Genomic DNA, 12,670 nt, shown 5'->3' with positions numbered 1-12,670 from the left:
CTTCATATATTGCTGGTCAGGCTCATCAGCGGCAGCATGATCGCGAGCATGATCACCGCCACCAGCACCGCCATGACCACCGTCAGGGACGGCACCAGGGCGGCGAGCAGGCGGTCGATGCCGCGCTTGGCTTCGACGTCGAACACGTCGGCGACCTTGAGCAGCATGCTGTCCAGTTCACCGGCCTGTTCGCCGACTTCAATCATTTGCAGGGCCAGGTCCGGCAGCAGCGGTTGGCTGCCAAATGCACTGGCCAGGGTGCCGCCGCCTTTCACCGACTCGGCGGCCTGGGCCACTTGTGCCTGCAAGGCACGGTTGGTGCAGACCTGGCGCGCGATCACCAGCGCTTGCAGCAGCGCCACGTCGTTGCTCAGCAAGGTGCCGAGGATGCGTGCCAGGCGTGCGGCTTCGACCCGCTGCAACAGCGGGCCGATAACGCGGATACCCAGCACGCGCCGGTCGTACTGCTCGCGGTGTCGTGGGTTGCGCAGGCGTGCCGCCAGGGCCCAGACCGTCACGATCAACCCGGCGAGTACCGCCAGGCCATGGGCGCCGAGGAACTGCCCAAGGCCCAGGATCACTTCGGTGATCAACGGAATCGGCACGCCCAGATCCTTGAAGATCGGCACAAACTGCGGCACCACGTAAGCCAGCAACAGCGCCAGGGAACCGAGCACGCCCACCACCAGGAAGGCGGGATAGATCAGCGCGTTGATCACCTCGCCTCTCAATAACTGGCTGCGTTCCAGGTAGTCACTGAGTTGGCGCAGGGTGTTCTCCAGCGCACCGCCCGCCTCACCGGCACGCACCATGCTCAGGTACAGCGGCGAAAATTGGCTGCCCTCCTCTTCCAGCGCTGCCGACAATGGCTTGCCGGCCTTGACGTGCTCGCGGATACGCTCGATCAGTGCCCGGGTCTGCGGCTGGCCGGGCTGCTTGAGCAGGATGCCCAGCGAGCGCTCCAGCGGTTGGCCCGCGCCCAGCAGGGTGGCCAGTTGCTGGGTAAAACTGACCAGCGCCGCGCCATTCAACTGGCCGCGCCCGAAGGCATTGCGCAGCCCTTGGGCACCGGCGGCATCGATGTGCAATAGCAGCAGGCCACGCTTGTGCAGCGCAGCGACGGCGGCGGCCTGGTCCTTCGCTTCGAGGGTGCCGTTCTGCGCGACGCCCTGGCTGTCCAGGGCACGGTATTTGAACAGGCTCACGCGCCCTCTCCACGGGTGACGCGCAACACTTCTTCAAGGGACGTGACACCGGCCACCGCCTGGCGCAGGCCTTCTTCATGCAGGGTGCGCAAGCCACCACGGCGGGCGGCCTGTTCGAGGGTCGCGGCGTCGGCCTGGCGCATCAACAAGCTGCGCAGTTCGTCATTCATCACCAGCAATTCGGTGATTGCACTGCGGCCGTGGTAACCGCCGCCGGCGGCGTTGGCGCGAGGCCGGTAAAGCAGGATCGGGCGCTGCTCGGTGAAGCGGTCGAGGCCGTGTTCCTCGATCAGCTCCGGCGGGGCTTCGAACGCCTCGCGGGTCGCCAGGTCGAGGCGGCGCACCAGGCGCTGCGCGAGGATGCCATTGACGGTCGAGGCGATCAGGTAGCTCTCCACCCCCATGTCCAGCAGGCGCGTGATACTTGCTGCGGCACTGTTGGTGTGCAGGGTCGAGAGCACCAGGTGGCCGGTCAGGGAAGACTGGATGGCGATGCGGCAGGTTTCGAGGTCGCGGATTTCACCGATCATGATCACGTCCGGGTCCTGGCGCACGATGGAGCGCAGCGCGCCGGCGAAGTCCAGCCCAATGGCGGGTTTGACCTGGATCTGGTTGATGCCTTCCAGCTGGTATTCCACCGGGTCTTCGACAGTGATGATCTTGCGCTCGGCGGTATTGAGCCGCGACAACGCGGTATAGAGCGTGGTGGTTTTACCCGAGCCGGTGGGCCCGGTGACCAGCAGGATGCCGTGGGGCCGCTCGAGCACTTCAAGAAAGGTTGCCAGGCGCTGGCCATCAAAGCCCAGGCTCTGGAAATCGAACTGCACGGTCTGGCGGTCCAGCAGGCGCATCACCACCGACTCGCCAAAACTGGTGGGCACCGTAGATACCCGCAGGTCCAGTTCCTTGCCCTGGATGCGCAACATGATCCGGCCGTCCTGCGGCAGGCGGCGCTCGGCGATGTCGAGGCGCGCCATGATCTTGACCCGGGAAATCACCGCCGCCGAGGAACTCGCCGGCGGCGCTTCCGCTTCATGCAGCACACCGTCGATGCGGTAGCGCACCTTGAGCTGGTTTTCAAAGGGTTCGATATGGATGTCCGAGGCGCGGTGCTCCACGGCCCGTTGCAGGATCAGGTTGACCAGGCGAATCACCGGGGCTTCGGAGGCCATGTCCTTGAGGTGTTCGATGTCTTCCAGGGCGCCGCCTTGTTCGTCGAGGTTTTCGATCAGGGTGCCCATGGCGGAACGGCCCTGGCCGTAGTAACGCTCGATCAGGGTTTCGACTTCGTTGCGCGGCCCGACCGCCAGCCACACCGGCACGCCGCACGCGTACGCCAGGGCCTGGAACGGATACAGCAGCGCCGGGTTGGCCGCCAACACCCGCACACCACCGTGGCTCCAGCCTACCGGCACCACCTGGTAATGGCGCATGAAGCGTTCGGTCAGCGCCGGCAGCGGGTCGAGCACGGGCGGTGCGGCATCGGCCAGCAGCAACGGCGCGCCGAGCAAATCGGCCCAGGCCCGCGCCAGTTCCACTTCGGAAACCAGCCCCAGGCGCGTCAGCAGGCCGAGCAGTTCGGGGTCGTCGGATTCCTGGGATAACCGTCGAGCACGTTCCAGGTCGACGGTTTTCAGACCGGCTTTTCGCATCAGCCACGCGCACACTTGTTCGGCATCCGGAATCTGCATTCGGCATGCATCGATGGGCATTGACGGTATCGGTTGAGACATCTGCACCATTCTGAACAACTAGTTGAAGAGGCTGTTTCCAAGGGTGCAGAAACAACAACTAGTCCCAGCGGCGCCTTGAACAAGATCAAGACCCTGCACACAAGCGATGTGCAGGACAGCCGTGGCAAATCATGGCCTTTTAGAACTACTGACCAAGGCCATTAGTTCGCCACAATTCATAAAATCTTGTTAAACACATCGACTAACATATTGATGCTTAGTTCACGATTGCAAATAGCCAGCCCACTGCAACAGTACTAATCATTGAACTTCTCGTCGTTTAATTTTGAACTGCACAAGAGTGCCACTTCCCTGTGGCGCGATTGCCGCTAGAAGTCGACGGTCGCCGACAGTAAATACGTGCGCGGCGTCGACAAGGTCAACCCCGGCTCGCTGTCATCCGAGGCACCGGCCGAACTCCAGTAGCGCCGGTCGGCCACGTTCTCGACATTGGCCCGCAGGGTGATGTGCTTGTCGTCGACCTTGAAGGCGTAGCGTGCGCCGACATCAAGCCGCGTCCAGGCGTCGATTTCCTTGACGTTGGACTGGTCCAGGTACTGCGAGCTGGAATAGATCCCGCGGCTGGTCAGGGTCAGGCCTTCAACAGTCGGCACGTCCCACTCCGCGCCCAGGTTGACGTTGTACTTGGGCGTGGCCGGCGCGCGGTTGCCGTCGTAGGTGCCGTTGGTGGTGTGGGTCAGTTCGCTGTCGATGTACATCACCCCGCCCAGCAGGCGGAAACCCTTGAGCGGCTCGCCGAACACGCTGAGTTCCACACCATCGTTCTGGCGCTTGCCATTGGGGCCGAAGACCAGCGTGGTGGCGTTGGTCTCGTAGGCCGGCTGCTTGATCCGGAATACAGCGGCCGTCACCGCGAACGCACCGGCGTCGTACTTGGCGCCGACTTCGACCTGACGGCTGATGAACGGTGGGAAGATTTCGTCATCGTTGACCGACGCCGACGGCGCGACCTTGCCCTGGCTCAGGCCTTCCATGTAGTTGGCGTACAACGAGAGCTTGTCGGTGGCCTTGAACAGGATGCCGCCGGACGGTGAAATTTTTTCCTCGTCGTAGGCGGTGTCGCCTTTGACGTTGTCGGTCCAGTCGTCGACCTTGACCCGCTGCCAGCGCGCACCGAGGGTCAGCAGCAACCGGTCATCGAAAAAACCCAGGGTGTCGGACAACGCCACACCGCTGAAACGGTTTTCGGTGTAGACCTTCGAGTCAAATCGCGTTGGCCGGCCAGGCGCGGGGGTTTCAACAGGGTTGTAGATATTGCTTGAACCCTGCGCATATCGCGCGCCGCCGTTTTCGAAGTCCATGTAGAAGTAGCTGGCCGCCAGGTTGACCTCATGGCTCACCGGGCCGGTATGGAACCAGTTGCGCACGCCCGCCGTGGCGGTGCGCACGTTTTCATCACGGGTGAAGTCGCGGGGCTGCACGCTGAAATCGCCGGCGTTGTTGGCCACCGACACTGCATGGCGCAGGAAGTCATGGTTGCTTTTGCGCGCACCGACGCCGCCGTAGAGCATTACGTTGTCGCTGAGATCAAACTCGCCGTTGACCGTGCCGAAGGTGTCGTTGGTGCTTGCCTTGCTCCAGGGCTGCGCGTAGTTGTGGCGTACGTCGTTGGCACTCGGCACCCTGGCGTCGGGCCCGACTTGCACACGTTCCTGGGGGGCGTCGGTGTCGCGCTCGGTACGACCGATGTCGGTGGAGAGTCGCAGGCGTTCACCGCGAAAATCCAGGCCCAGCACGGCCATTTCGCGGTCGACACTCTGGTGATCCCAGGCGGTGTCGCCGGACTGTTTCACGCCGTTGAAACGCAGGCCGAACTGGTTGTCTTCACCAAAACGCCGGCCGATATCCACGGCTCCGCCCGCCTGGCTGTCGGAGGCCCAACTGCCGGTGAGCGAGGTGATGGGTGTGTCGGTGGCACGCTTGGGCACCACGTTGATCCCGCCGCCCACGCTGCCCCGTGGCGAGATGCCGTTGATCAACTGGCTGGGGCCTTTGATGATGTCGACGCGCTCGGCCATTTCCATGTCGATGGTGTAGGTCGGCAATACGCCATAGAGGCCGTTGTAGGCGATATCACTGTTGAACAGGCTGAAGCCGCGAATGGTGAATTGCTCATAGCGCCCGCCGGCCGGGTTGGTGGCGCGCACCGAGGGGTCGCTGGCAATCAGGTCGCCAAGGGTACGCGCCTGTTGGTTCTTGACTGCCGCGCTGGTGTAGGTGGTCATGCTGAACGGGGTATCCATGAAGTCCTTCGAGCCCAGCAGGCCCTGGGAGCCACGGCGCGCCACCTGGCCACCAGCAAAGGACTCGCTGCCGGCATCGCCGGTGGTGCCGAGAATCGAGGTGGGCGCCAGTTGCAGGCTGCCGCCTTCGGGAATCGGGGTCAGCCTATAGGCCTGCTCGCCCATTGGCTGCAGTTGCAGGCCGGAGCCCTGGAGCAGGCGCGCGAAACCTTCTTCGACGCCGTATTCGCCGGACAACCCGCTGCTGTTGCGGCCGCTGACCAGCGCCGGGTCCACCGAGAGGTTGACCCCGGCCAGCCCGGCGAAACGGGTCAGCGCGGCGCTCAGGCTGCCGGCCGGCACCTGGTAGCTGCGCCGGGACGCACCGTCTTCGGCATAGCTGATGGGAACGAACAACGGGCTGGCACTCAGGCTCAGCATGAGGCTGAGGTTCAGCAACGGGCGTATTGCGGGCATTGGAAGAAGCTCTCGATTTTGTTCACTTACCTGGAATGACCAGTCACGTGAAAAAAAGGGACAGGCTTCAGCCACTATTTTTTGATTATTACGGTTTGATGCCTTTGAGCTTCTGGAGCAGCTCCATCAATTGCTCCAGGGATTCCTCGCCGAACTGCTCCTGGATCTTCAGGTAATTGCTTTCCATCCCGGCGCTCATGTCGACGAAACACTGCTGGCCCTGTTCGGTCAGGGCGACGAACACCCGGCGCTGGTCTTCGGCGGATTTGCGCCGGCGCACGATGCCGTCACGCTCCAGCCGCCCCAGTACGCCGGTCATGCTCGGCTTGAGGATGCATGCGAGGTGCGCCAGTTGGTGGCTTTCGAGTTCGCCTTGCTGGCGCAGGATGCGGATCACCCGCCACTGCTGTTCGGTCAGGTCATGTTCATTGAGCAACGGCCGGAAGAACGCCATGGTCGCTTCGCGGGCCTGGAGCAAGGTGAGCGTAAGGGACGGTCTGGGGGTGGGCATGGTTCACGCGCAATAGAGGTCGAAGCGACGAAGCTTAGAGTCGGTGTCCCGCGTGCGCAACCCGACGCACGCAGCAAGTCGTTAATTTCGAAACGAATTCATAAAAACCTGTTAATCCAGCTATTCAGCTTAAAGATAACATGTTAACAATATGCCCGCCCCTGCCCTGGTGGCGGGCTCTACCAACAAAAACAACAAAAGGAACGCCCCTCATGCATTCGTGCCTCTTTCGCACGGCGGCAAGCGCTGGCCTGTGCGCCGCGTTTAGCCCTCTGGTCGCCCACGCCGACTTCATCCAGGACAGCAAGGCCAGCCTGGACCTGCGCAATTTCTACATGAACCGCGACTTTCGCCAGGCCAACGCGCCGCAGAACAAGGCAGACGAATGGGCGCAAGGTTTTGTGCTGCGCCTGGAGTCGGGCTATACCGAAGGCGTGGTCGGGTTTGGCGTGGACGCCCTGGGTGAAATGGGCCTGAAGCTCGACTCCAGCCGCGACCGCCGGGGCACCGGGCTGTTGCCGTCTGGCGCCAGCGGCGAGCCGGCCGACAGCTACAGCGAACTCGGCCTGACCGCCAAATTGCGCGTGTCGAAAACCGTGCTCAAGCTCGGCACCCTGCAACCGCTGTTGCCGGTGGCCGCCTACAACGACACGCGCCTGTTGCCGTCGACCTACAACGGTGAACTGGTGACCTCCCAGGACATCGACGGCCTGACGTTGAACGTCGGCCGCCTGGAAAAGCAGAACCTGCGGGACTCCTCCAACAACGAGTCCATGAGCTACGGCGGCGTCAACAGCAGCCACCTGGACCTTGCCGGCGGCACCTACGCGATCAACCCGCACCTGGCCGCGACCTATTACTACGCGCAGATGCAGGACATCTACCGCCAGAATTTCATCGGCCTGGTGCATGACCTGCCGCTGGCCCAGGGCGTGAACCTGCGCACCGACCTGCGCTACTTCGACACCCGCGAGCAAGGCAGCGCCCTGCTGCGCAACGCTTCGCGGGTCGACGGCGGGCGGATCGACAACCGCTTTTTCAACGGCATGTTCAGTTTGTCGGTGGGCGCACACAAATTCGGCCTGGGCTTCCAGAACCTTTCCGGTGACGGCGACTTTGCCTTCCCGGGGCAAGATCCGTATTCGGTCAACCTGGTGACAATCAATATCTTCACCAAGGCCAACACCGATGCCTGGCAGGCGCGCTACGACTACAACTTCGCCGCCCTCGGCCTGCCGGGCCTGACCTTCATGACCCGCTACGTCGACGGCAGCCACGCGCAAACCGCCACGGTGCGCAACGGCCGGGAATGGGAGCGCGACACCGACCTGGTCTACACCGTGCAGAGCGGCCCGCTGAAGAACGTCAACGTGCGCCTGCGCAATGCGACCCTGCGCTCAAGCAACGGCCTGACCAGCGACATCGACGAAAGCCGGGTGATCATCGGCTACACCGTGGCCCTGTGGTAACGCCGGGCGCCTCAACGCAACCCCGATTGACGCTGGCGGTATTCCCCCGGCGTCATCTGCGCGTAGCGCTGGAAGAACCGGCTGAAATACGCCGGGTCCTTGAACCCCAGCTGGTAGCAGATTTCATTCGCCGAACTGCCGGTGAACAGCAGCAGGCGCCGGGCCTCCTGCATCAGCCGCTCCAGAATCAGGCGCTTGGACGGCAGATCGGCGATGCGTCGGCACACCTCGTTGAGCCGCGCTTCAGTGACGCCGATACCGTCGGCGTAGCGCGACAGCGGCCAGTGTTGCAGGTAGTGGTCTTCGATCAGTTCGTTGAAGCGGTGAAAAATCCGCAGGTCTTCGTGCCGTGCAGGACGGGCTTCCAGGGAATTGGCGCAGAGCCGCAGCAGGCTGATCATGATCAGCCGCGTCAGGCTGTCCAGGGCCGAACCGCGTCCGCTGGCCTGGGCGTTGATCTCGCTGCACAGCTCATCAAACAGGAATTCCAGGCGGCGCACCTCGGGCTGAAACTCCGGTGCCAGCCGCGCCAACGCCACGCAGGCCGCCGGCAATTGTGCGCCGGGGGCCAGGCTGGGGTCGGCGTCAATCAAGGCCCACACCAGTTGCTGGCGCACGGTCAGCACATGGCCGTCGGCGTCGGCTTCGGTGACGAAGGAATGCGCCACCGTCGGCGGCGTGAGGAAAAACATCGGCCCGGATTCGAGGTACTGCTGGTCGTCCAGGTAGACCCGCACCGCGCCGGTCTTGACGTAATGCACCTGGAAAAACCGGTCATGGCGATGCACCGGCATGTTGCGGCCAAAAAATCCCGCCAGGTTGCCGAGCCGGTCGTAGTGCACCTCGGCATCGCTGTAACGCTGGTCGTAGACCTGCCCGATGTTGATGTTGGGGATCGGCTGACGATCGCTCATCACTGCATTCTCTTTGTTGTTTTGACTGCCCTGAAATATTGCCACGCTTGACGATAGTTAACATCTTAATTATAACGTTAACACGTTAACGAATTTCCCACGGTGCAGGTCCGAACCTGCCCCGCCACTGCCAGGAGAAAAGCATGAGCCGTGCCCTGCATGATGTTGCGAACGGCACCCTGTTCGGCGTTGCGCTGAACTACCAGGGGTTGCTGAATCAACGTCTCGCCGAATTCGAACAAGCGCCTTACCAGAAACCACCGGTGAAGCCGGTGCTGTTCATCAAGACGCCCAATACCCGCAACGGCCACGACGGCGTGGTGCTGCACCCACAGGGTGAACGCCTGCAACCGGGCCCGGCACTCGGGGTGGTGATTGGCAAGAGCGCCAGCCGGGTCAGCGTCGAAAATGCCCTGGAGCATGTGGCGGGATACACCATCGTCAATGAGTTCAGCCTGCCGGAAGACAGCTACTACCGCCCGGCGGTGAAAGCCAAGTGCCGGGACGGTTTCTGCGCATTGGGCCCGGAACTGGTAGCCCGCGACCAGGTCGCCAATCCGCATCAATTGAGCGTGAAGCTGTTCGTCAACGGTGAACTGCGCCAGCAAAACTCCACCGCCAATTTCGTGCGCAGCCTGCCGCAGTTGATCGCCGAGATCAGCGAGTTCATGACCCTGCACGAGGGCGACCTGCTGATCACCGGCACCCCCGAAGGCCGGGTGGATGTGCAACCCGGCGACACGGTTGAAGTCGAGATCAGCGGCCTGGGCCGCCTGGTCAACCACATCAAGGCAGAGGAGCTGTCATGAAACACGCCCGTATTCGCTTTGAAGGTGAAGCCCACCAGGTGCTGGTAGAAGCTGAAAACGCCGTGCGCCTGGCCGACGGTCGCCTGCTGGCCGAAGACCAGGTCGAATGGCTGCCACCGGCCACCGGCAGCATGTTTGCCCTGGGCCTGAACTACGCCGACCACGCCGCCGAACTGGCCTTCAAGCCGCCGACCGAACCGCTGGCGTTCATCAAGTCTCCCGGCACCTACACCGGCCACAACCAGGTGACCTGGCGGCCGGACAACGTCGCCTACATGCACTACGAGTGCGAGCTGGTGGCGGTCATCGGCAAGCCGGCGCGCAACGTCAAGCGCGAGAACGCCCTGGAGTATCTGGCCGGCTACACGGTGTGCAACGACTACGCGATCCGCGACTACCTGGAAAACTACTACCGCCCCAACCTGCGGGTGAAAAACCGCGACGCCACCACGCCCGTGGGCCCATGGATCGTGGATGTCGCCGACGTGCCGGACCCGAGCAACCTGAAGCTGCGCACCTGGATCAACGGTGAACTGCGCCAGGAAGGCAGTACGAAAGACATGATTTTCGACATCCCGTATTTGATCGAGTACCTGTCCAGCTTCATGACCTTGCAGCCCGGCGACATGATCGCCACCGGCACCCCGGAAGGCCTGGCGGATGTGGTGCCGGGGGATGAAGTGGTCGTGGAAGTGGAAGGCGTAGGCCGCCTGGTCAATCGAATTGTCAGCGAGGCGGACTTTTTCGCCGCCCGTAAAGAGGCTTGAGCAATATGATCAAACACTGGATCAACGGCCGTGAGGTCGAGAGCAAAGACACCTTCATCAACTACAACCCGGCCACCGGCGAAGCCATCGGTGAAGTGGCCAGCGGCGGTGCCGAGGAAGTGGCGCAGGCCGTTGCAGCAGCCAAGGAAGCCTTTCCGAAGTGGGCGGGAACGCCAGCCAAGGAACGGGCCCGCTTGATGCGCAAGCTCGGTGAGCTGATCGAACAGAACGTGCCGCACCTGGCCGAGCTGGAAACCCTCGACACCGGCCTGCCGATCCACCAGACCAGGAACGTGCTGATTCCCCGGGCGTCCCACAACTTCGATTTCTTCGCCGAAGTCTGCACCCGCATGGACGGCCACAGTTACCCGGTGGACGACCAGATGCTCAACTACACGCTTTACCAGCCGGTGGGTGTGTGTGCGTTGGTGTCGCCATGGAACGTGCCGTTCATGACCGCCACCTGGAAGACTGCGCCGTGCCTGGCGCTGGGCAATACCGCGGTGCTGAAGATGTCCGAGCTGTCGCCGCTGACGGCCAATGAACTGGGGCGCCTGGCGGTCGAAGCCGGGCTCCCCAAAGGCGTGCTGAACGTGATCCAGGGCTACGGCGCCACCGCCGGCGATGCGCTGGTGCGCCACCCGGACGTGCGGGCGATTTCCTTCACCGGCGGTACCGCCACCGGCAAGAAAATCATGCAGACCGCCGGGCTGAAAAAGTACTCCATGGAACTGGGCGGCAAGTCGCCGGTGCTGATCTTTGAAGACGCCGACCTGGACCGCGCCCTCGACGCGGCACTGTTCACCATCTTCTCGCTCAACGGTGAGCGCTGCACCGCTGGCAGCCGGATCTTCATTCAGGAGAGCGTGTACCCGCAGTTCGTCGCCGAATTTGCCGCCCGCGCCAAACGCCTGATCGTCGGCGACCCACAGGACCCGAAGACCCAGGTTGGCTCGATGATCACCCAGGCCCACTACGACAAGGTCACCGGCTACATCAGGATTGGCCTCGAAGAAGGCGCCACCCTGCTGGCCGGCGGCCTGGAACGCCCGGCCAACCTGCCGGCGCACTTGAGCCGCGGGCAGTTTATCCAGCCGACGGTGTTTGCCGATGTGAACAACAACATGCGCATCGCCCAGGAAGAAATCTTTGGCCCGGTGGTGTGCCTGATCCCGTTCAAGGACGAAGCCGAGGCGCTGCAACTGGCCAACGACACCGAGTACGGCCTGGCGTCCTATATCTGGACCCAGGACATCGGCAAGGCGCATCGTCTGGCCTACGGCATCGAAGCCGGCATGGTGTTCATCAACAGCCAGAACGTGCGGGACTTGCGCCAGCCGTTTGGTGGGGTAAAAGGTTCCGGCACCGGCCGTGAAGGCGGCCAGTACAGCTTCGAAGTGTTTGCCGAGATCAAGAACGTGTGCATTTCCATGGGCAGTCATCACATCCCGCGCTGGGGTGTGTAACCCGGATATAACAACGCTACCTGTAGGAGCGAGCTTGCTCGCGAAGAACCCGCAGGCGCCGCGGGCTAACAGAAGTGCTGCGTTATCGTTGACGTTTTTCGCGAGCAAGCTCGCTCCTACAAAAGAATAAATACTCAGGAGAATGATCATGGGCGAAGTGGTTCTGGCAGCGAAGATCTGCCACGTCCCCTCGATGTACCTGTCGGAACTGCCCGGCAAGCACCACGGTTGCCGCGAAGCAGCCATCGCCGGGCACAAGGAAATCGGGCGGCGCGCCCGTGAACTGGGGGCCGACACCGCGGTGGTGTTCGACGTGCACTGGCTGGTCAACAGCGGCTATCACGTCAACTGCGGCGAGCATTTCAAGGGCACCTACACCAGCAACGAGCTGCCGCACTTCATCAAGAACATGGAGTACGAGTACCCGGGCTGCCCCGAGCTGGGCGAGTTGATCGCCGCCGAGGCCAACCTGGCCGGCGTGCGCACCATGGCCCACAACATCCCGAGCCTGGAGCTGGAATACGGCACCCTGGTGCCGATGCGCTACATGCACATGGGCGTGCCGGACGCGCAGAAGTTCGACGTGATCTCGATTGCCGCGTGGTGCGCCTGGCACCGCCTGGAAGACAGCTTTGCGTTCGGCGCCGCCGTGCGCCGGGCGATCGAGAAAAGCGACCGCAAAGTCCTGGTGCTGGCCTCGGGCTCCCTCTCCCACCGTTTCTCGGACGACCGCGAAGCCGAAGCCAACATCCACAACTGGACCCGTGAATTCGACAAACAGATGGACCTGCACGTGGTGGAGATGTGGAAGCAAGGCCGCTTCAAGGAGTTCTGCGCGATGCTGCCGGACTACGCCGAGCACTGCTTCGGCGAAGGCAAGATGCACGACACCGCGATGCTCCTGGGACTGCTGGGCGGGCCGGACTACAACCAGCCGGCCGAGATCATCACCCAGCCGTTCGGCAGTTCGGGCACCGGGCAGATCAATGCCATTTTCCCTTTATGAGCATTGGTGAGGATCAAATGTGGGAGCTGGCTTGCCTGCGATGCAGGCACCTCGGTGTATCTGTCGCACC

At 62.8% G+C, this 12,670-nt stretch carries 10 protein-coding genes; 5 read left to right on the top strand and 5 right to left on the bottom strand.

Annotation, left to right across the window (positions count from 1 at the left end; translation table 11 throughout):
• Nucleotides 1-2 precede the first annotated feature (2 nt).
• The 4 genes from gspF to hpaR form a co-directional block, all read right to left on the bottom strand.
• Nucleotides 3-1,205: a type II secretion system inner membrane protein GspF gene (gspF, locus tag C0058_RS11585; protein WP_102368628.1), complete on the bottom strand. Its 1,203-nt coding sequence runs from the start codon at nt 1,203-1,205 to the stop codon at nt 3-5.
• Nucleotides 1,202-2,896: a type II secretion system ATPase GspE gene (gene gspE / locus C0058_RS11580; RefSeq protein ID WP_168197528.1), complete on the bottom strand. Its 1,695-nt coding sequence runs from the start codon at nt 2,894-2,896 to the stop codon at nt 1,202-1,204. The genes gspF and gspE overlap by 4 nt, the downstream gene beginning before the upstream one ends.
• Before the next feature lie 371 nt (nt 2,897-3,267).
• The gene (locus tag C0058_RS11575) at nt 3,268-5,658 is read right to left on the bottom strand and encodes a TonB-dependent receptor (protein WP_102368626.1); all 2,391 of its coding nucleotides are present in this window, start codon (nt 5,656-5,658) and stop codon (nt 3,268-3,270) included.
• Nucleotides 5,659-5,746: 88 nt separating this feature from the next.
• Complete coding sequence (gene hpaR / locus C0058_RS11570; protein WP_008437189.1) at nt 5,747-6,169, bottom strand: homoprotocatechuate degradation operon regulator HpaR; 423 nt, start codon at nt 6,167-6,169, stop codon at nt 5,747-5,749.
• 212 nt (nt 6,170-6,381) lie between these two features.
• Here hpaR and C0058_RS11565 point away from each other — a divergent pair, with 212 nt between their 5' ends.
• Complete coding sequence (locus tag C0058_RS11565; RefSeq protein ID WP_102368625.1) at nt 6,382-7,638, top strand: OprD family porin; 1,257 nt, start codon at nt 6,382-6,384, stop codon at nt 7,636-7,638.
• A gap of 11 nt (nt 7,639-7,649) precedes the next feature.
• Here the strand turns inward: C0058_RS11565 and hpaA are convergent, their stop codons facing one another.
• Nucleotides 7,650-8,552, bottom strand: coding sequence for a 4-hydroxyphenylacetate catabolism regulatory protein HpaA (hpaA, locus tag C0058_RS11560; RefSeq protein WP_003209891.1), 903 nt, complete (start codon nt 8,550-8,552; stop codon nt 7,650-7,652).
• A gap of 143 nt (nt 8,553-8,695) precedes the next feature.
• Here hpaA and C0058_RS11555 point away from each other — a divergent pair, with 143 nt between their 5' ends.
• The 4 genes from C0058_RS11555 to hpaD all read left to right on the top strand — a co-directional run bounded on the left by C0058_RS11555 (nt 8,696) and on the right by hpaD (nt 12,600).
• Nucleotides 8,696-9,361 (top strand): fumarylacetoacetate hydrolase family protein, encoded by a 666-nt coding sequence (locus tag C0058_RS11555; RefSeq protein ID WP_102368624.1) that lies wholly within the window; start codon nt 8,696-8,698, stop codon nt 9,359-9,361.
• Nucleotides 9,358-10,128 (top strand): fumarylacetoacetate hydrolase family protein, encoded by a 771-nt coding sequence (locus C0058_RS11550; protein WP_003209888.1) that lies wholly within the window; start codon nt 9,358-9,360, stop codon nt 10,126-10,128. Before C0058_RS11555 ends, C0058_RS11550 begins: the two co-directional genes overlap by 4 nt.
• Before the next feature lie 5 nt (nt 10,129-10,133).
• Nucleotides 10,134-11,594, top strand: coding sequence for a 5-carboxymethyl-2-hydroxymuconate semialdehyde dehydrogenase (gene hpaE, locus C0058_RS11545; RefSeq protein ID WP_102368623.1), 1,461 nt, complete (start codon nt 10,134-10,136; stop codon nt 11,592-11,594).
• A gap of 148 nt (nt 11,595-11,742) precedes the next feature.
• Nucleotides 11,743-12,600: a 3,4-dihydroxyphenylacetate 2,3-dioxygenase gene (gene hpaD, locus C0058_RS11540; protein WP_003209884.1), complete on the top strand. Its 858-nt coding sequence runs from the start codon at nt 11,743-11,745 to the stop codon at nt 12,598-12,600.
• The last annotated feature ends 70 nt before the right edge of the window (nt 12,601-12,670 follow it).

The organism is Pseudomonas sp. NC02 (genome assembly GCF_002874965.1).
In the GTDB taxonomy this organism is placed as follows: domain Bacteria; phylum Pseudomonadota; class Gammaproteobacteria; order Pseudomonadales; family Pseudomonadaceae; genus Aquipseudomonas.
This window is presented reverse-complemented; position numbering and strand designations above follow the sequence as displayed.